Below are 20,441 nucleotides of genomic sequence, written 5' to 3'. Positions count from 1 at the left end.
ACAAATATATGTATAATATAAGTACCTTGCATTACATAATACTATATATTAGTATATATTAACGCAAAAAATATCTGTATACATACGGATTGAAGAGTAGAAAGAAAACATCTTTTTATCGTATCAGTTTGCACATCCCGGAAAATGTTGATACCTTGCAGGAAAATTTAATCTATAGAAACAATGACCCTACCATTAAGAAAGATTTATACACACATTCTATGCCTGGGAATAGCCTGCTGCACACTTTCCCCAGCTATGGCACAAAAGGAAGACCAGACTTTGAAAGAAAAGTATCGGAAAGAAATAACCTCCTTTTTCGACCAACGACTGAAAGATGATACAATCACTTTCAGTACAGCCATCCGTATGAAATGGAAAGAAACAGACGACATGAAGCAGGCTGTATGGCAACTATGGAAGAAATCCAATGAAGCTTTCAAAGAAGAAAAACTACCTGCTCTCTCCCCACTCTCAGATCAATCGGCAAGCAGTTGGAAGCTGCCCCAGGAATTGGAACCACATGCCACGTTGAATTTCTACTGGGGATGGAAGAAAACGGCTGAATCAACAAGCACTGAACAACGACTACCTCTGTTCCTCTACCTTCACGGCTCCGGCCCCAAAGCACAGGAATGGGCTACCGGACTGAAGATATGCAGCCGCTTTGACGATGCACCTTCCATCTACTTCATCCCACAGATACCCAACGAAGGCGCCTACTACCGCTGGTATCAACACGCCAAACAATACGCCTGGGAAAAACTCCTTCGACAGGCGCTGCTGTCTGAAAAGATCAATCCCGATCGTATCTACGTATTCGGCATCTCTGAAGGCGGTTACGGCAGCCAGCGGCTGGCCTCGTTCTATGCCGACTATTGGGCGGCGGCAGGTCCTATGGCAGGCGGCGAACCCTTGAAGAACGCTCCAGCCGAAAATCTGAGCAACACAGCTTTCTCCCTCCGCACAGGTGCTGAAGACAAAGGCTTCTACCGCGACCGTCTCACCCGTTACACCGCCGAAGCGCTGGACAGCTTACAACGGCTCTATCCCGACCGCTATAAGCACTGGATAGAACTGATCCCTGGTCGCGGACATCACATCGACTACTCACCCACTACTCCCTGGCTGAAACAACATGTCCGCAATCCCTACCCCAAACACTTCTGTTGGGAGAACTTCGAAATGGACGGACGCTACCGTCAGGGATTCTACAACCTACGCGTGGAGCAACGTTCGAATGCCGACAGCAATACACGCACCCGCTACACACTGGACATTGAAAGCAACCAGATTTCATTGGCCATTGACGAAGTGACCTACCGTACTACAGAAATCGATCCGCAATGGGGCATTGAACTGAAATTCACTAAAACGTACCAACCTGCCCAGCGAGGAAAAGTAACGATCTATCTCTGCTCCGAACTAGTAGACCTAGACAAACCAATCACCTTGACGGTCAACGGGCATACCGTCTTCAAAGGACGCGTACAACCCGACGTGAAGCATCTGGTGAACAGTTGCGCCACCTTCTTCGACCCGCAGCGCCTCTATCCTGCCGCTATCGAAGTGGATCTGGAAACGCTGGAACAACTATAATCTGACAACCGAGAACACATTTTGTCGAACCATTAAAATACAAACACGCAATGTTTATCATTCGAAAAGCAGATACTGCCGACTGCCAGCTCATCAACAAGCTGGCCTGGCAAGTTTTCCCTGAAACCTACAAAGACATCCTGACCCCAGCACAGATTGACTACATGATGGACTGGATGTATTCCCCCGAAAACATCCGCAAGCAGATGGAAGAAGAAGGTCACGTCTACCTGCTGGCCTACGAAGAGTGCGAAGCAGCGGGCTATGTATCCGTCCAGCCCGAAGGCGAAGACCTCTTCCACCTCCAGAAGATTTATGTGCTTCCCTACTTCCAGAAAGCACACTGCGGCAGCTTCCTTTTCCGCGAGGCCATCAAGTACATCAAGGAAGTACATCCCGCTCCCTGCCGTATGGAGCTCAACGTGAACCGCCACAATCCTGCCCTCGGCTTCTACCAACACATGGGCATGACGAAGGTACGTGAAGGTGACTTTCCCATCGGAAACGGTTACTACATGAACGACTATATCATGGGAATGGAGATATAAAGAAGAAGGTGTGTCAAAAAGCACACCTTCTTGCTTTACTATTCATCCTATTTTACTTGGCTACGCGCTCCAGCCACTTCACCATGGCAAGCATGACGCCCATCGAAATCAGACAGACAATCAAGAAAATAGCCCAGCAGTAACCGATAGGCATTGCGTTATACATCAGCGGTCCTATCCATAACAGCAGGTTGCCCACAGCCGTGGCGCCCAGCCACAATCCCTGACACAATCCCAAGAGATGCTTGGGAGCCACCTTCGATACGAACGAGAGGCCTAACGGCGAGATAAAGAGTTCGGCCACCGTCAACAAGAAATAAAGCACAATCAGTACCCAGGCTCCGGCCTTCACCTGCTGGTCGATAGGCAGTTCCCGATAGTCCGTGGCCGACGGATATCCCTGCGTGAACGAGTAGACAGCCAGGAAGAGATAGGCCAAACCGGCAATCAGCATACCGATGGCAATCTTGCGCGGCGTGGAGATTTCCTTCCCCCTACGAGCCAGCGACCCGAAAATCATCATGATGATAGGCGTCAGTGTAATCACAAAGAACGGATTGACCGCCTGCCACACCTCCGGAGCAATGGTCGTGGTATCCACAAAGTCGCGCGCGAACAAGGAGAGCGACGTCCCGTTCTGATGGAACGAGAACCAGAAGAAAATCACCACGCCAAGCACGGCGAACAGGGCATACAGACGCTGCTTGATTTCCCGGGCCATGGACAGCTTTTCTTCCTCCGAATACTGAACGGCGGCGGCAGCCTCCTTCTTACCGGGGTTGGGGAATTTCTTTTTCGTAACGACGAAGATAGCCAAAGAGATGAACATAGCCGCCACCGATGCCAGGAACGAATAGTGGATGCCTTCGTTGAACACCTGCAGATACTGTGCGCACGCACCTGCCATATCCGCAGTCTCGCCCACACACTGTCCCATGAGCTGGTTCAGGTTGCCCAATGCCTCGGCCGACATCTGTCCGGCCTTGCTGATGTATTCATGACACAGGGCAGGCAGACCGGCGTTGTACACCATGTTGTGCGCATTCAGCCACCAGCTTCGCAGAAGCGGAGCCACAAACGGGGCAATCAGTCCGCCGATGTTGATAAACACATAGAATATCTGGAAGCCGGAGTCTCTTTTGCTTTTGGCCAATGCCAGTTCTTTTTCACCCTTCCGGGCAGCTTCTGCCTCCAGGTCGTCGTACATCTGCCCCACAATGGCCTGCAGGTTCCCCTTGAACAAGCCGTTTCCGAAAGCGATGAAGAACAGGGCGAAGCAGGTGAGAGAAAGCAGCCAGGCGGTATTGCCGGCATTGGCGGTAATGGGCACAGCCAACACCACATAGCCCACGGCCATAATCACGAGGCCCGCCATGATGGTTCCCTTATAGTTTTGCTTCTTGTCGGCGATATATCCGCCAACCAGACTCAATAGATAAATTCCGGCATAAAAAAAGGAATAAATCAAAGTACTTTTCTCTTCGCTGATACCAAATTTCGAGCAGAGGAACAATACGAGCACGGCATTCATAATATAGTAGCCAAAACGCTCGCCCATGTTCGAGAGTGCGGCAGGTATCAGCCCCTTTGGATGTTTGTTGAACATAAAAGCAGTTTTTTAGTTAGTATTAATAATTGAATGTAAGTTTCACAAATCCGTGTTTTTCCTCTGGCAAAGGAGGAGTCGGACAATCCTTTGCCTTCAAAACAAGTGCAAATATATACTTTTTGCCGATAAATCCGAAAGTTTTGTCAGAAACTATCCCGAAAACTTTCCTCTTACTCGACGAACAGGGCACACACCTCGGCATTCACCTCGCGCACCAGGTCGTGCGGATCGAGCTTCAGCTGAAGACCACGCTGCCCCGCACTGATATAGATGTAGGGAAACTGGAGACACGTCTCGTGGATGTACGTGGGGAAAGGCTTCTTCATCCCGATGGGCGAACAGCCGCCACGGATGTAGCCCGTCAGGGGCAACAGTTCCTTTACGGGGATGAGGTCGCACTTCTTGTTGCCCGACACCTTGGCGGCCAGCTTCAGGTCCACTTCGTGTTCGCCGGGGATGACGCAGACGAAGTGGCCCGTCTTGTCACCGTGCAGGATGAGGGTCTTGAACACACAATCTATATTCTCGCCCAGGCTGGCGGCAACATGTACCGCGCTCAGGTCGCTTTCGTCCACCTCGTAGGGGATCAGTTCGTAGGCTATCTTGGCCTTGTCCAGCAGACGGGCTGCATTGGTCTTATTGATCTTCTTCATTGTTCTTTCCTATATTTTCGAAGCAATGCATTGCTTCAATCCGTTTGTACTCTCAGTTCAACGCCTTTGTACTACCAGTTTAATAGCTTTAAACTATCAGTTTACTGCCTTTAAACTGGCAGTTTAATCCGTATAAACTGACAGTTTATTTTCCTTAAACTAAAATAAACTCGTATTTCTCTGACAAACAACACTTTCCTGTTATATCCCTAATTCCTCTTTCAGGAACTTCGGCGTATATCCCTTGCCACTCATCGCCACCTCCTCGGGCGTGCCGCGCGACAGGACTTCTCCCCCGCCCTTGCCGCCTTCGGGACCCATGTCGATGATGTAGTCGGCCATCTTGATGACGTCCAGGTTGTGTTCGATGACAATCACCGTATTGCCCTTGTCCACCAGCCGCTCCAACACATTCATCAGCACGCGGATGTCCTCGAAGTGCAGACCCGTGGTGGGCTCGTCGAGGATGTAGAGTGTCTTGCCCGTGTCGCGCTTGGACAGCTCCGTGGCCAGCTTGACGCGCTGGCTCTCGCCGCCCGAGAGTGTAGTACTGGACTGTCCGAGCTTGATGTAGCCAAGGCCCACGTCCTGAATGACCTTGATTTTGTTCAGTATCTGCGGCACGTTCTCGAAGAACTCCACGGCACGGTTGATGGTCATGTCGAGCACGTCGGCAATGGACTTGCCCTTGAAGCGCACCTCCAGCGTCTCGCGGTTGTAGCGCTTGCCGTGGCACACCTCGCAGGGCACATAGACGTCGGGCAGGAAATTCATCTCGATTGTCTTGTAACCGTTACCCTGACAGGCTTCGCAACGGCCGCCACTCACGTTGAACGAGAAGCGTCCGGGCTTGTAGCCGCGTATCTTCGCCTCAGGCAGGCCGACGAACAGGTTGCGGATGTCGCTGAACACGCCTGTATAAGTGGCAGGATTGGAGCGCGGCGTACGCCCCAGGGGCGACTGGTCGACGTTCACCACCTTGTCGATGTATTCCAACCCTTCGATGCTGTCGTAGGGCAAGGGGTCTTGCAGAGAACGGTAGAACTTCTGCGAAAGGATAGGTTGCAGGGTTTCGTTGATGAGGGTGGACTTTCCGCTGCCCGACACTCCCGTCACGCAGATGAGCTTGCCCAAGGGGAACTCCACGTCCACATTCTTCAAGTTGTTGCCACGAGCTCCGCGCAGCCACAGGCTGTGTCCGTTACCTTTGCGGCGTTCCTTAGGCACCTCGATGGCACGTTCACCATTCAGGTATTGCGAGGTCAGCGTATGCGTCTGGAGCATCTGGCGGGGCGTACCTTCGAACACCACCTCGCCACCCAGGCGTCCTGCCTTGGGGCCCATGTCTATCACGTAATCGGCGGCCAGCATCATGTCCTTGTCGTGCTCCACCACGATGACAGAGTTTCCGATGTCGCGCAACTCCTTAAGCGAATTGATCAGGCGCAGGTTGTCGCGCTGGTGCAGGCCGATACTCGGCTCGTCCAAGATGTAGAGCACGTTCACCAGTTGCGAACCGATCTGCGTGGCCAGTCGGATGCGCTGGCTCTCACCACCGGACAGGCTCATCGAACTGCGGTCGAGCGAAAGGTAGTCCAACCCCACGTCGAGCAGGAACTTCAGACGGGTGCGTATCTCCTTGAGTATCTCCACGGCTATCTGCCGTTGTTTGTTGCTGAGGTGTTCTTCCACGTGCATCAGCCATTCGTAGAGTTCACTGATGTCCATCGTGGCCAGCTCCTGAATGTTCTTGTCGTGGATGCGGAAAGAAAGAGCCTCACGATTCAACTTGGCTCCATGGCACTCAGGACAGGTAGCCGTGCGGGCAAACTGCTCCGCCCACTTCTGTGCCGTAGGCGAAGGGTCACGCTCCTGCAACAGCTGGATGTACTTCACCACGCCTTCGTAGGTTGTGAAGTAGTCCGACGACGTACCCACCAGCTGGCTCTTGATCTTCAGCCGTTCGTCCGAACCGTTGAGTATCTCGTCGATAGCCTCGTCGGGCAGATCCTTGACCGGCGTCTTCAGATTGGCATCATACTTCTCCAACAACGCTTCGATCTGCCAGAATATCATGCTGTTCTTATATTTTCCCAACGGCACGACGGCTCCGTTGTACACGGACAGTTCACGATCGGGGATCACCTTGTCGATGTCTATCTGGTTCACTACGCCCAACCCCTTGCATCGAGGACAGGCTCCTTGGGGTGAGTTGAACGAGAAGTTATGGGGAGCAGGCTCCTTGTAGGACAGGCCCGTCACGGGGCACATCAATCGCTTGCTGTAATGGCGCACGCTTTCCGTCTGTGCGTCCAGTATCATCATCAGCCCGTCGCCCTGACGCATGGCCGTAGCCACACTGCCTTTCAGCCGCGTATCGTCCTTGTCGGCCACCACCAGCTTGTCGATTACGACTTCCACATCGTGGTTCTTGTAGCGATCCAGCTTCATGCCTGGAAGTGCTTCCTTCAGTTCGCCGTCCACGCGGACGTAGAGGTAACCTTTCTTCCTCACTTGCTCGAACAGTTCCTTGTAGTGTCCCTTACGGTTGCGCACCAGCGGAGCAAGCAGATAGATGCGCTTGCCTTTGTACTCCTTCAGAATGAGATCCAGAATCTGTTCCTCCGTATATTTCACCATCTTCTCGCCGCTGAGGTACGAATAGGCCTCGCCTGCCCTGGCATAGAGCAGACGCAGGAAGTCGTATATTTCGGTTGTGGTGCCCACGGTAGAACGCGGGTTCTTGTTCGTCGTCTTCTGTTCAATGGAGATGACGGGGCTCAGGCCCGTTATCTTGTCCACGTCGGGACGCTCCAGATTACCCAGGAAGTTGCGGGCATAGGCCGAGAACGTCTCGATGTAACGCCGTTGTCCCTCGGCAAAGATGGTGTCGAAAGCCAGCGAAGACTTACCGCTACCGCTCAGCCCCGTGATGACTGTCAGGCTGTTTCGCGGAATCTGTGCGTCGATGTTCTTCAGGTTGTGTACCCTGGCTCCGTAGACATTGATATATTCGTTTTCTTCTTGCATATCCGACTGCATTTTATTCAACTTGCAAAAATAAACGTTTCTTGGCGAATATCAGCTGGTACTGCGCTTTTTTCGGCTTTGGAGCAACACAATATTATTTCTTAACTCAATCCTTTGGCTGAAATGCGACAGATTTGTTAACTTTGCGGCAACTTTGGGTATTATTTTTATTAAAACCGAACGAATGATTGGAATGAAAACAGCCAAACGCACCCTTTGCACCCTGTTGCTGGCTACAGCCTGTAGCTTCGGCATCCGTGCACAAGAAAACCAGACATACTTTTTGCATACCATCGAAAAAGGTCAAAGCCTCTACTCCATCGCCAGCATGTATGGCATCAGCCAGTCCGACATTGTCCGACTGAATCCGGGTAGTGACGAAAAGATATACGTAGGACGCACCCTGCGCATTCCCCGCAAGAAAGAAAGCCAGACGCAGGAAACTTTCCACACCATCGCTGCAGGCGAAACACTCTACCGCCTCAGCAACCTGTACGGCGTATCGGTACAAGCCATTTGTGATGCCAATCCCGGCCTGGATGCCAATAATTTCCGCACAGGACAAGTTATCCGCATCCCCGCCAAGACACCTGAAACGACAGTCGAAGTTCCCAAAGAACAACCGAAAGAGCCCGAAATGCTCAAACCAAACTGCCGCGACATGCATAAAGTAAAGCGCCGCGAAACCATCTACAGCATCAGCCGTGAATATGGCATCACGGAAGAAGAACTCATTGCCGCCAATCCTGAACTGAAAGGCGAAAACAAAATCAAGCGCGGCTCCTTCCTCTGCATTCCTTATGCACGCGAAGCCCGTCCAGACAAGACAACGGAACAGAAACCGCTCACCGACCGCGAGCTGTTCGAAGAAAACGACAAGAAAGCCAAGAAATACGCTACCGTAAAGGCTGCCATCATCCTGCCTTTACTGCCCGAAGGCATTCAGAAAAGCGAGTCTACCCGTATGCTCGAATACTACGAGGGACTGCTGATGGCCGTCGACAGCCTGAAGCGCCAGGGTGTATCGTTCGACCTTTATACCTACAACTCCGGTCCTGAAAACGCTTCGTTGCAAAGCATCCTTTCCCGCCGCGAGATGCAGGACGTAAATATCATTTTCGGCCCGCTTTACCAGCAGCATATCCAGCCACTGGCCGAATTTGCCCAAAAGAAAGACATCCGACTGGTCATCCCTTTCACGTCGAAAGACAATTCGGTTTTCCGCAATCCCTGCGTCTACCAGATCAATACGCCGCAGTCCTATCTTTATTCTGAGGTCTACGACCACTTCCTGCGTACTTTCAGCCGCCCCAATGTCATCTTCATCGAAGCCAAAGAAGGAGCCAAGGAAAAGGCAGACTTCATCAAAGGCCTGAAAGAAGAATTGCGCAGCCGTTCCATTCCGATGGTTTCCCTGGCAGACAATTCCGAAGAAGCATCGCTCAGTGCTGCCATGCGAGCCGGTTATGAGAATATCTTCATCCCTACGTCGGGCAGCAACCTTACGCTCATCAAACTCCTGCCACACCTGACTCTGGCCGTACGCCAACATCCCGAAATGCAGTGCCATCTGTTCGGCTATCCTGAATGGCAGACCTATACAAAGGATCATCTGGAATCGTTCTTCGAACTCGACACCTATTTCTATTCTTCTTTTTATACCAACAACCTGTTGCCAGCAGCCTCCAACTTCACCCGCAACTACCGTCACTGGTATGGCAAAGACCTGGAAGAGCGCTACCCGAAGTATGGCATCTTAGGATTCGACACGGGATATTTCTTCCTGAAAGGTTTGTCGCAATACGGTTCCAAGCTTGAAGACAATCTGGATCGCCTGCAAGTCAATCCTATTCAAACAGGCTTCAAATTCCAGCGCGTCAACAACTGGGGAGGCTTCATCAACCGGAAAGTATTCTTCGTGCGTTTTACCAAAAACTACGAGTTGCTCAAACTGGACTTTGACTGATTGAGAGTTGAGAATTGAGAGATGAAAATTGAGAATTGAACGTTGAATAATGAAACTGAAAACCATACTTCCCGCCATCCTGTTCCTCTCCGCCCTGACTGTTCCCGTGCAAGCTCAGGTGGGAGAACAGCGCTACAACTTCACCGTCGGCATCAACGGCGGTGTCAACCTCAACAGTGTCAGCTTTTCGCCCAGCGTGCAACAGAAGAACCTGATGGCTCCCGTAGGAGGCATCACGTTGCGCTATGTCTCCGAACGTTTCTTCAGAATGATTTGTGGTGTCCAACTGGAAGTCAACTATTCACAACACGGATGGGACGAGTTCTACGAAGACTATCCCGACCTGCAATACACGCGCAAGATGAATTACGTCGAACTGCCGTTCCTGGCCCATCTGGCATTCGGCAAGGAAGGCCGCGGTCTGCAATTCTTCCTCAACGCCGGACCGCAAATCGGTTTCTTCCTGAACGAAAGCTACACACAAAGCGGTCCGTGGGAAAACTATCCCAACCTTACCACCGAACAGCATGACATGGATGTGGAAAACAAGTTCGATTATGGTATAACGGCCGGCCTCGGTGTAGAACTGCGCACCAAAGTCGGCCATTTCCAGGTAGAAGGACGCTATTACTATGGCCTCTCCGATTTCTACCACAGCACCAAGAAAGATTATTTCGCCCGTGCTGCCCACGGGGTGATAGGAATCAAAATGGCTTATCTGTTCGACATTACCAAATAATCCGAAAAAGAAGAACGATCCCTTTATTCAACGAACCAAAAAATCATAGAAGGGAGTGTAGAGCCGGTCGTTCACTTCCAGATAGAGATCATTGTTCTTGAAGTCATAGAGCTGGTTGAAACGCTGTAGGAAGTTGTTTCCCAGCACACCGTCCATTGCTTCGCTCGCCTGTACTCCAGTCGTAACGGTAGAAAAAGCTCCGGGGATGCGGGGCAACACCAACCACTCCAACGATACCGAGTCGAAATATACGTTCTGAAGTTCACCACCGTCCTTCACCGTACCGGCTATGCGCGAGATGGCAAATGGTTTCTGCGTGTCCAGCAGGCCGTTGCGACGGACAAAGGGCGTATTGAGGTCGAACACACGGTCGGAACCCGTATCCACCGCTACCGACACCTGATAATCTACCCCATTGACCTTTACGTCGACCGGTACGACCGGCACTCCCAGACAATAATCCATCTTCAGCCTGACAGCCTTGTCCGATACCGCCTTCTGCCCGTCGCCCAACTCATACAGGAAGATGGCTTTCCGCCGATAATCAATACAGACATCAAAGTTCCTCAGGTAAGACAGCCCCAGCACGCCGTCCCAGGCATCGGGCGGATAAGGAATAGCTATCAGCTTCAAGCCGGAAATGGCCCGGCTGCCCATCCTCACCACCTGAGAGGACTCTGTGGAAGGAATAGTCTCCACCGAATTGGCACTATTGTTCTCCACACTTTCCGTAAAGGCAGCCAGCCCTTCGGTGCGCGGCGAATTGGAATTGAGCACCACATCCGTCGCTCCCGTGTCCAGCAGAAAGCGCAGGGGACGGTCATCCTGTCCGTTGATATAAACTGTCACATACAAACGTTTGTCGGCACCCAGTTCGAAAGGTATCGTGTCGACCGGAATTACTTCTGCCCGGAGCGGCAAACCCAACAGGCAGGCAAAGCATAAACTTAACAATGTTGTTTTCTTCATATTATTCTTTCATTTGAAATTCTTCCATGAGTATACAATCTTCTCCCTTTTATCTCCTCCTCGTCTTTCCTATTTGAACCGCGACGTATCCACCGCCTCGCGCTTCTTCTCCTTGTATCCACCAAACTTCCAGGCGAAGGAAAGGCCAACGCTGCGGAAGCTGGAGTACTCGTTCGTCACCCACTGGCGGGCGTAGCGTATCTGCGGACAGGGCATCGAGGTCTGGAGGATGTCGCGACACCAAGCGGTAAGCACGGCATTGCCGCCGAGGAAGGTGTAGCGCAGCGTGGCCGAAAGGTCGCCGCATGTGGGAATATCGTAGATACCCTGGATGGCGCGGCCTTGGAGACGCCCGTCGACAGTCAGGCGGATGTCGGGCTTGCGGCTCAGGGTGAAGGTGTTGTTCAGCACGGCAATGCCCAGCAAGCGGTGGCGGTCGAAGGGAAGGTCGTAGAAGTCGCTGTCTTTCTGCCGCATCCACAGGCCGATGAGTGTAAGGCGCGAGTTGAGCCACTGTCCGGCCTTGAAGGGGACGGAGGCCTGGAGGCCCGCCTGCTGCTCGAAGTCGAAGTTCAGGTACTTGTACAGCTCCAGCAGTTCGTCGGGCGACTGGTAGAGCGTCTGTACGGCGCGGTCCTTGGTGTGGTTGAACCAGGCGCGGAAGACGTACTTTGACTTCAGGATATAGGTCAGCGAGGTGGAATAGTCGATGGCGGGCTTCAGCAACGGGTTGCCGTGTATCTCGCTGTAGCCGCCGCCCAGGTAGGAAATGACGTCCTGTACGGCCCAATAGTCGGGATAGCTCTTGTCGCTGCTGAAGTTGAGCTGGAGGATGTGCCCGTCGGCAGGCAGATAAGTCAGGTTGAGGACGGGATAGACGTCCCACTCGTCCCACACGGGTGTCTTGTAGCGCTCCACGGCCAGCGAGAAGTCCGTCATCAGCTTCCGGCCGAACGACTTGCTGAAGCCTGCATACAGGTTGAGCGTCTGTTCGCGGCGGCGCGACCGGACGTCGTCCGGCAACCCGGATTCTTCATTCTTCTTTAATTCTTCATTCTCATACGTCTGATACGAATGGTCCACGCTCGTGGTGTAGACCGCCCCGTAGTTCAGTCCCCAGCCGTTCTTCAGCTGATGCTCCTGCGCGAGGAAGAACTTCCAGGCATTGATGCGCTGGCCGTCTTCGGTATAGAAGTCGAGGGAATCATTGCCCATGCGGCTGTGCAGCAGCTGGTCGCCCGGAGCGTTGTACCACGTGAACTCCGCGCCCGCCTTCAGTCCGATGGGCGTCCGGTAGTCCAGGCGGCCGTTGTGCAGCCACGAGGTCTGACTGCTCACGCTTTCGGCCGTCTGTGTGCCCGTAGAGTTCTGGCGGGTGTGACTCGTTGCATAGGCGCCGTTGTAGACGAAGCTCAGCGAATGGTTCTCGGCCAGCGTGTAGTCCGTACCCAGGCGGAAGCTGTGGGTGTGGCTGCGGGCGCGCATCTCCTCGTAGTTGTCGATGAGATGCGTCGAACCGTCGGCCTGCTGCCAGTGGCGGGCTTCCTTGTCGGTGGTGTTGAAGCTCTCGCCGTGGCTGTGAGAGTAAAGAAAGTCGGCCGAAAATTTCCGGCCATTATATAATAAGGAAGCGCGCTCCTCGAACGAGGCCTCGTGCTCCTGGTTATATTTCCCGTAGACCTCGCCCTGCACCACGCCGGGGTCGCCGATGCGGTGGCGCAGGCGGACGTTGATCATCGCCCCGCGCACCTGATAGCGGGCAGGCGCGTTGTACATCACCTCCACGCGCTCGATGCGGTCGGCAGGCAGCGACTTCAGCAGGGCGTAGAGCTGCGCGCCGCTCATGTTCGTCACCTTGCCGTCCAGCACGACGGTGACCGCCTGCATGCCCAGCGTCAGTGCGCCGTCCTGCTCCACCACGCCGGGCAATTCCTTCAGGGCTTCGTAGACGTTGTCCACGGGGCGGCCTTCTATCATCCGCGGCAGGTCATACTCCAGCTTGCCCGCCGATGCCTTGACGACGGGTCGTTCGCCCACCACCATTACCTCGGGCAGGTGGCGGTAGAGGCTGTCCATGCGGGCATCGCCCGTCAGGATGCTGTCGGCGGACAGCGTCCGCAGGTTCTCATTTTTCAGATTCTCCTGGGCGGAGAGCGGCAGGGCCAGAAGCAGGCAGGCTGCCGGGAGGAAGTAGAGTCGTTTCATATATGGTATTTTTATAAAATCCTCATCCCAAAACTGCTGAGGTACCTCAGCCGACCGTCCGAGACCGCGGATTTGCTCCCGACATAGGTCGGCAGATGCAAAAGTCCGAAAAAAAACAAAAAGCCCGCGTTACCGCAGGCTTACGAAGTCTTATCGAGTGTTATCGAGCGGGGTTATTCTGTCTTTCCGTCCTCCGCAATCTCCTTCAGATGTTGCTCTATCTTCTGGAAGAACAGCGACAGGTGGGAACCGTCGACAAAGGCGTGGTTCACGTAGATGGACAGCGGCATCAGCAGGCGGCCTTCGCGGGTGACGGCCTTGCCGGCGGTCATCAGCGGATAGTTGCAGGCGTTGCCCGCCTCGGCCAGGGTGTAGGTGACGGAGGTGAAGTACATGCCGGGCACGGCGCTCAGGTGCACCACGTCGTAGTCGCCCTGCGCCATCAGGGTCTTCTCGGCGCCGTAGGGGTCACCGTCAGGAGGGATGTTCGTCATGAGCCGATGGGCTTCGGCGTAGAAGGTATCAAAGTCTTCATGATAAGGGATGCGCAGGGTGAAGAACGTGCGACCCGGCACGGCGATGGGCGTGATGATGTCCACGCGGTCGTGGAACACCACTTGTCCCTGCTTGTCGATGCGGTAGCGCAGTTCGTCCACCTCGTTGGCGGCGCGCACCACGGCGTAGAGGTAATGGAGGAAAAAGGAACGGCCCCGGCGGCGAGCGGCCTCGCGGGCTTCGGTACAGTCTATCTCGGTGGTGACGGCGTACCACGAGCTGACGAAGGTCTGGAAGAAACGGTAGTTGTCGCGGCGGACCCAGGTGTCTACATCAATGATATGTTTCATGCTTCATTCATTTTTAATACGAGCGCAAAGATAGGCTTTTCGGCGCTCCCCGCCAACGCCGTCCTTGGCGAAATCCGTAAAACGGGTACAAAAATCCCGCAACGGGGTTATCTTCCCATCCGCCCGCCGCGCTATCTTTGCATCGGATATCAAAACGGACTGAATCATGACTATCGAAAATTTCAAAGAATTTGTAAAGACGCGCCGTCCGCTGGACACCGAAGACCTCGGACGGTTCATGAACGACATGAGCGACGAAGCACGGCGCATCACCTTCCAACTGAACACGGCCTACCACACACCCGATGAAGTACGCCGGCTGCTCTCCCAGCTCTTCGGCTACGAGGTGCCCGGCTCGCTCCGCGTGTTCCCGCCCTTCTATACGGACTTCGGCAAGAACATCACCGTGGGACGCGACGTGTTCATCAACGCCTGCTGCCACTTCCAGGACCACGGCGGAGTGACGCTGGGCGACGGTTGCCAGATAGGGCACAACGTCGTGTTCGCCACCCTCAACCACGAACTCGCCCCCGAGCGGCGGCACGTCACCCTGCCCGCCCCCATCGTCCTGGGGCGCCGCGTCTGGGTGGGGTCGAACGCCACCATCCTCTCCGGTGTGACCATCGGCGACAATGCCGTCGTGGCGGCCGGTGCCGTGGTGACGAAGGACGTACCTCCCGGCGCCGTGGTGGGAGGAGTGCCCGCACGCATCATCAAGTACATCACCGACTAAACACACCTATGCGTATGAACAAACTTATTGTATCATCTATCTTTTGCATTCTAACACTGAACAGTATGGCACAACAGAAAATTGTACAGACAGCCGGACGTGACCAACTGGGCGAGTTCGCCCCCGAGTTTGCCCGCCTGAACGACGACATCCTCTTCGGAGAGGTATGGAGCCGCAACGACCTCCTGAGCCTGCGCGACCGCAGCCTCGTCACCCTGACCGCCCTCATCAGCCAGGGCATGACCGACTCTTCGCTCACCTACCACCTACAGACGGCCCGCCAGAACGGCATCAGCCGGACGGAGATCTCCGAAATCATCACCCACATCGCCTTCTACGCCGGATGGCCCAAGGCATGGGCAGCCTTCCGCCTGGCCAAGGACGTATGGGCCGACGACACGCCCGCCACGGACGCCAAAGCCGCCTTCCAGCGAACGATGATTTTCCCCATCGGCGAACCGAACACGGCCTACAGCCGCTACTTCACGGGCAACAGCTACCTGGCCCGTATCTCAGACACACAGGTGCCTTTTGCCAACGTAACCTTCGAGCCACGCTGCCGCAACAACTGGCACATCCACAAGGCCACAAAGGGCGGCGGACAGATGCTGGTCGGCGTAGCCGGACGCGGCTGGTACCAGGAAGAAGGCAAGCCTGCACAGGAAATCCTGCCCGGCACGGTCATCCACATCCCCGCCAACGTGAAGCACTGGCACGGCGCGGCGGCCGACAGCTGGTTTGCCCACCTGGCCTTCGAAATCGCAGGCGAGAACACCTCCAACGAATGGCTGGAACCCGTGACGGACGAGGAATACAACCAACTTCAACCCTAAAAACATCCCTTTATGTACAAACGATTATTCACCTGGCTGGCAGTGGTGGGCATCTGTCTCGCCCTGCCGGCACAATCCAGACAACACATGAAAACATCAGATACCCCAAAGGCACTCGTAACCTACTTCTCGGCCACGGGCAACACCGCCCGAGCCGCCCGGCTGATAGCTGCTGCCACCGGCGCCGACCTCTACGAAATCCGCCCTGCACAAACCTATACGGAAAAAGACCTTGACTGGCACGATGCCCACTCGCGCAGCTCGGTCGAAATGAAGGACCCCAAAGCCCGCCCCGCCATCCAGACACCCAAAGCCGACGTGGAAGCCTACGACGTCATCTTCATCGGTTACCCCATCTGGTGGGACCTCGCGCCGAGGATCATCAACACCTTCATCGAAAGCCACAACCTGAAAGGCAAGACGGTCGTACCCTTCGCCACCTCGGGCAGCAGTTCGATCACTAACAGCGCCGCCACGTTGAAGAAGGATTATCCCGACCTCAACTGGAAGGCAGGCAAACTGCTGAACCGCGCCACCGAAAAAACGGTAAGCGAATGGGTGGAAAACCTGTAATTTCCGGCCGCAAAAGTGTTATTTAGTCTTACCATATTCGTGGGGATAAGGATGAACTCCGTATCTTTATCCCCATGAAACTTCCCTCGAAATACATCGCCCTGCTCGTCGTCCTCTCGTTGGCGGGCATCTTCGCCTATCAGGCCTACTGGCTGACGGGCCTCTACCGCACCATGCGCACCGACCTGGAACGCAATATCACCGAAGCCATGCGCATCAGCGACTACAACGAGATGTTGGTACGTATCGAACTGATGCAACGCCGCAACAAGGAGCACGGCGAAATTTCCGTATCGGCAGGCTATGGCAACAAGGGAGAGAAAATCGTGCAGAGCAACACAACTTTCCACACGTCTTCCGGCGACACGACCACCCACACGCGGGTGGACACCCTCTACCAATCCGCCCCTGCGGATACCACCACGTCCGATGCGATGATCCACAGCAAGGACGGACTCGACATACTGCTCCGCGACCATAACAGCATCACCAATATGGCCGCCTACATACAACGGGGCATGCATTCCGGGCTGGACATCTTCATCGAACCCTCGTTCGCCACCTACGACAGCCTGCTCAACGCCCGCCTGCGTGAGATGGACATCGACATCCGCTACCGTCTGCAATACCTCTACTCGGGATATGACGCCTATGACCGCTGGCTCTATACCGACACCCTTGCCACGGGCGGTACGTCCGGTTACATCCCCGGCCCCGATGCCGTCAGCTACCAGTATGCCTTCTCTTCCTCGGAGCATGATGTTTATCGGCTCACTACTGAGCCGTTGGGCAACCTCGTACTGCGACAGATGGCGGGTATCCTCACGACCTCGCTGGTCATCCTCCTCATCCTCGGTTTCTCCTTCTGGTACCTCATCCGCACCATCCTGCGGCAGAAGACGCTGGAGGAGATGAAGAGCGACTTCACCAACAACATCACCCACGAGCTGAAGACGCCCATCGCCGTGGCTTATGCTGCCACCGATGCCCTGCTCAACTTCCATCAGGCCGACGACCCCGGCAAGCGCGAACGCTACCTGCGTATCTGCCAAGAGCAGCTCGGCCGCCTGGGCGGACTGGTAGAGCAGATACTCTCTATGTCGATGGAACGGCGCAAGACTTTCCGCCTCCGCCTTGAAGAAATACGGCTGGCCGACCTTCTGCCCTCGCTCGTCGAGCTGCACAAGCTGAAAGCCGACAAGCCCGTCCATATCACTCTCGACATCATCCCCGAAAACCTGACCGTCACTGCCGACCGCACACACCTGGCCAACATCGTAAGCAACCTGCTGGACAACGCCGTGAAGTATTCGCGCGACAGAGCCGACATCACCGTCCGCTGCCGCCGCACCGAAACCGATGGCCGGACGTGGGCAGAAATCAACGTCGCCGACCACGGCATCGGCATTGCCCGCGACCGCCAGCCTCACGTATTCGACAAGTTCTATCGCGTGCCCACCGGCAACCTGCATGAAGTGAAAGGCTACGGCCTTGGCCTCTTCTATGTCAAGACGATGGTGGAGAAGCACGGCGGAACGGTGGAAGTGAAAAGCGAACCTGGAAAAGGAAGTGAGTTTATTGTAAGAATTTAATCGAATGGAAAAGATAAAAGTACTATTAGTCGAGGATGAACAGACCCTCGCCATGATTATCAAGGACACCCTCGAAGGCCAGGGTTTCCTCATCCAAACTGCCGCCGACGGTGAAGAAGGGCTGCGCCTGTTCTTCGACCTGCATCCCGACGTGCTGGTGGCCGACGTCATGATGCCCCGCATGGACGGCTTCGAAATGGTGCGCCGCATCCGCCAGACCGACCGACGCACGCCCGTCCTCTTCCTCACAGCCCGTTCGGCGGTGAACGACGTGGTCGAAGGCTTCGAACTGGGCGCCAACGACTATCTGAAGAAACCCTTCGGCATGCAGGAACTCATCGTACGCATCAAGGCACTCATGGGCCGCGCCTGCACCTACACCCAGCCTGCCGAAAACGAACAGACTTTCTACGAAATAGGCCACTACCAGCTCGACACGCGCCGCCAGCTCCTTCTGCACGAAGGTCTGAAGCAGGAACTTTCACATCGCGAAGCCGAAATCCTGCGCCGCCTTTGCCAAAACCGCAACTGCGTAGTGAGCATGCGAGACATCCTGCTCGACCTTTGGGGTGACGACTCCTTCTTCAACCAGCGCAGCCTGCACGTCTTCATCACCAAGCTTCGCCACAAGCTGGCCAAGGACGACCACATCCGCATCATCAACGTGCGAGGGGTCGGATACAAACTGATTACAGAATAAAAAACCGATAAATAGTCTTAAGACAGAGTGAAGAGTGTCAGGAAAAGCCGTATCTTTGATGCTGACAACAATATATAAAGATATGAAACGATTCTTAGTTCTCTTTTCACTACTTGCCATATACTGCGGCATTGCCCTTGCACAGACCGAAGCGGCCGCCGATACCCTGCGCCAGGCAACGGGCGACATTCCTCCGACAGGCGACCAATTACTGCCCGACGGTGTAAAAAGCTACGACGGTTTCCTGATAGACATGAACAATCTGGTGAAGCTGCCTACACCGGACATGAACAAGACTTACAAAATCGTTATTCCCGACGCCAGCAAGGATTATAACTGGATATTCCGCCTGAACCCCGATGTCACCTATTCGTCGGGACTGAGCAATATGTTCTCCCTGTCGGGTTCACCCTATTTCAGCAGCAATCCGTTCGGCATCATGGGATTCGGCTTCGGCAACACAACGGACAACCTGCAGATGGGCAGTTTCCGCCTGAAGAACGGCTGGCGGCTGAACACCTACGGCGAATACGACAAGGACGGCTGGCGGGTGCCCAACCCTTCGGCCCTGCCCTGGCAGAAGAACAACTTCAAGGGCGCTTTCGAACTGAAGTCGCAGGACGGTTCGTTCGGCATCCGCATCGAAGTGCAGAAGGGACGCGAAAATCCGTTCTTCTATTAAAATACCGAACATCATGCAACAGAAGATACTGATCGTAGGAGCCAACGGCTTTACGGGCCGGCGCATCCTCGACACCCTGTCGGGCAAAGCAGACTTCCAGGTGACCGGCTGTTCGCTGCACCCTGATATCTGCCCGGACGCAAACAGCTACCGCTTTGTGCAAGCCGACATCCGCGATGATGCAGCCGTCCGCCGCCTGTTTGAGGAAATACAACCCGACATCGTCATCAATACCTCCGCCCTCTCCTCGCCCGACTATTGCGAAAACCACCGCGAAGAGACAGACGAGACCAACATTCATGCCGCCGCCCGCCTGGCTGAAAACTGCGAACGCCTCGACAGCCGCCTCATCCACCTGTCCACGGACTTCGTGTTCGGCGGAGACACCGACCGCCTCTACACCGAGGAAGACATGCCCGCCCCCGTGAACTATTACGGCCGGAGCAAGTGGGAGAGCGAACAACAGGTGGCACGCCTGTGCAGCAACTATGCCGTGGCACGCATCGTGGTGGTCTACGGACAACCCCTGCCCGGCCAGCACGGCAACATCGTACGCCTCGTGGCCGACCGCCTGCGCAGCGGACAGCCCATCCGTGTGGTGAACGACCAATGGCGCACGCCGACCTTTGTGAACGACGTGGCGCAAGGCGTGGAACAGCTCATCAGCCACCCGTCCAACGGCCTCTTCCACATCTGTGGCCCGGAGTGCCTGACTATTGCCGACATTGCCTGTCGCGTGGCCGACGTACTGCAACTGGACGCCTCGCTGATACAACCCGTCAGCACCGCCGAGATGCAGGAAGCTACGCCCCGCCCCCGCTTCAGCGGCCTGAGCATCGACAAGGCCCGTCGCCTGCTGGGCTACCGCCCGCACTCGCTGGACGAAGGTATCCGGGCAATGTTCAGCTGAAAACTGCGCTTTCGCTTTTGTACGTCACTCAGTTTACTTATCTTTGCCATCCGTAAAATCAAACAGGAGACTGACCCTCGTGAAAAAGAAATTCATCTCAAAAACGTCGTTGCGCTTCCGCCGCTGGAGTCACAAGAGCTATGCTGCCTTTGCCAGCATCGGGCGGAATGTCACCATCGGACGCCTGTCCAAAGGCGTGGCCGACAGCTCGCTGCGCAAACAGACGGACACGACGGACACACTCCTTCCATCCTT

At 54.8% G+C, this 20,441-nt stretch carries 17 protein-coding genes; 11 read left to right on the top strand and 6 right to left on the bottom strand.

Features of this window, described 5'->3' with window-relative positions; translation table 11 throughout:
- Nucleotides 1-258 precede the first annotated feature (258 nt).
- Both HF894_RS03960 and HF894_RS03955 read left to right on the top strand, forming a co-directional pair.
- The gene (locus tag HF894_RS03960) at nucleotides 259-1,599 is read left to right on the top strand and encodes a carboxylesterase family protein (protein WP_246593124.1); all 1,341 of its coding nucleotides are present in this window, start codon (nucleotides 259-261) and stop codon (nucleotides 1,597-1,599) included.
- Nucleotides 1,600-1,649: 50 nt separating this feature from the next.
- Nucleotides 1,650-2,147 carry a GNAT family N-acetyltransferase gene (locus HF894_RS03955; RefSeq protein ID WP_204971186.1) on the top strand — a complete coding sequence of 166 codons (498 nt, stop codon included), beginning with the start codon at nucleotides 1,650-1,652 and terminating at the stop codon, nucleotides 2,145-2,147.
- Between the two features lie 52 nt (nucleotides 2,148-2,199).
- On the opposite strand, the gene HF894_RS03950 is transcribed toward HF894_RS03955, so the two are convergent.
- The 3 genes from HF894_RS03950 to uvrA form a co-directional block, all read right to left on the bottom strand.
- The gene (locus tag HF894_RS03950; RefSeq protein WP_204971185.1) at nucleotides 2,200-3,753 is read right to left on the bottom strand and encodes a peptide MFS transporter; all 1,554 of its coding nucleotides are present in this window, start codon (nucleotides 3,751-3,753) and stop codon (nucleotides 2,200-2,202) included.
- A gap of 173 nt (nucleotides 3,754-3,926) precedes the next feature.
- Nucleotides 3,927-4,409 (bottom strand): Cys-tRNA(Pro) deacylase, encoded by a 483-nt coding sequence (gene ybaK, locus HF894_RS03945; RefSeq protein ID WP_204971184.1) that lies wholly within the window; start codon nucleotides 4,407-4,409, stop codon nucleotides 3,927-3,929.
- Nucleotides 4,410-4,610: 201 nt separating this feature from the next.
- A complete protein-coding gene (gene uvrA, locus HF894_RS03940; protein ID WP_204971183.1) occupies nucleotides 4,611-7,439 on the bottom strand; it encodes an excinuclease ABC subunit UvrA in 2,829 nt (942 codons plus the stop codon).
- Nucleotides 7,440-7,632: 193 nt separating this feature from the next.
- On the opposite strand from uvrA, the gene HF894_RS03935 reads away from it, so the two are divergent.
- The gene (locus tag HF894_RS03935) at nucleotides 7,633-9,405 is read left to right on the top strand and encodes a LysM peptidoglycan-binding domain-containing protein (protein WP_075318881.1); all 1,773 of its coding nucleotides are present in this window, start codon (nucleotides 7,633-7,635) and stop codon (nucleotides 9,403-9,405) included.
- Between the two features lie 49 nt (nucleotides 9,406-9,454).
- Nucleotides 9,455-10,144 (top strand): porin family protein, encoded by a 690-nt coding sequence (locus tag HF894_RS03930; RefSeq protein WP_075317003.1) that lies wholly within the window; start codon nucleotides 9,455-9,457, stop codon nucleotides 10,142-10,144.
- A gap of 27 nt (nucleotides 10,145-10,171) precedes the next feature.
- Here the strand turns inward: HF894_RS03930 and HF894_RS03925 are convergent, their stop codons facing one another.
- From HF894_RS03925 to HF894_RS03915, 3 genes are all read right to left on the bottom strand, one after another.
- Nucleotides 10,172-11,113: a retroviral-like aspartic protease family protein gene (locus HF894_RS03925; RefSeq protein WP_204971182.1), complete on the bottom strand. Its 942-nt coding sequence runs from the start codon at nucleotides 11,111-11,113 to the stop codon at nucleotides 10,172-10,174.
- A 69-nt stretch (nucleotides 11,114-11,182) separates the two neighbouring features.
- Nucleotides 11,183-13,318, bottom strand: a complete 2,136-nt coding sequence (locus tag HF894_RS03920) for an outer membrane beta-barrel protein (RefSeq protein WP_204971181.1) — start codon at nucleotides 13,316-13,318, stop codon at nucleotides 11,183-11,185.
- Between the two features lie 173 nt (nucleotides 13,319-13,491).
- A complete protein-coding gene (locus HF894_RS03915; RefSeq protein ID WP_021847445.1) occupies nucleotides 13,492-14,163 on the bottom strand; it encodes a CatA-like O-acetyltransferase in 672 nt (223 codons plus the stop codon).
- 166 nt (nucleotides 14,164-14,329) lie between these two features.
- Here HF894_RS03915 and HF894_RS03910 point away from each other — a divergent pair, with 166 nt between their 5' ends.
- The 7 genes from HF894_RS03910 to HF894_RS03880 all read left to right on the top strand — a co-directional run bounded on the left by HF894_RS03910 (nucleotide 14,330) and on the right by HF894_RS03880 (nucleotide 20,186).
- Nucleotides 14,330-14,896: a DapH/DapD/GlmU-related protein gene (locus HF894_RS03910; RefSeq protein ID WP_204971180.1), complete on the top strand. Its 567-nt coding sequence runs from the start codon at nucleotides 14,330-14,332 to the stop codon at nucleotides 14,894-14,896.
- Nucleotides 14,897-14,910: 14 nt separating this feature from the next.
- Complete coding sequence (locus HF894_RS03905; protein WP_021847447.1) at nucleotides 14,911-15,729, top strand: carboxymuconolactone decarboxylase family protein; 819 nt, start codon at nucleotides 14,911-14,913, stop codon at nucleotides 15,727-15,729.
- Nucleotides 15,730-15,741: 12 nt separating this feature from the next.
- A complete protein-coding gene (locus tag HF894_RS03900; RefSeq protein WP_204971179.1) occupies nucleotides 15,742-16,302 on the top strand; it encodes a flavodoxin in 561 nt (186 codons plus the stop codon).
- Between the two features lie 74 nt (nucleotides 16,303-16,376).
- Nucleotides 16,377-17,894 (top strand): sensor histidine kinase, encoded by a 1,518-nt coding sequence (locus HF894_RS03895; protein WP_204971178.1) that lies wholly within the window; start codon nucleotides 16,377-16,379, stop codon nucleotides 17,892-17,894.
- A 4-nt stretch (nucleotides 17,895-17,898) separates the two neighbouring features.
- Complete coding sequence (locus tag HF894_RS03890; RefSeq protein ID WP_204971177.1) at nucleotides 17,899-18,594, top strand: response regulator transcription factor; 696 nt, start codon at nucleotides 17,899-17,901, stop codon at nucleotides 18,592-18,594.
- Between the two features lie 82 nt (nucleotides 18,595-18,676).
- Entirely contained in the window at nucleotides 18,677-19,276 is a 600-nt protein-coding gene (locus tag HF894_RS03885) for an occludin (protein ID WP_204971176.1), read from the top strand.
- Between the two features lie 13 nt (nucleotides 19,277-19,289).
- On the top strand, nucleotides 19,290-20,186 hold the full coding sequence (locus tag HF894_RS03880) for an SDR family oxidoreductase (RefSeq protein WP_204971175.1): 897 nt from the start codon (nucleotides 19,290-19,292) through the stop codon (nucleotides 20,184-20,186).
- The last annotated feature ends 255 nt before the right edge of the window (nucleotides 20,187-20,441 follow it).

Source organism: Caecibacteroides pullorum (assembly GCF_019239235.1).
Taxonomy (GTDB): domain Bacteria; phylum Bacteroidota; class Bacteroidia; order Bacteroidales; family Bacteroidaceae; genus Bacteroides; species Bacteroides pullorum.
This window is presented reverse-complemented; position numbering and strand designations above follow the sequence as displayed.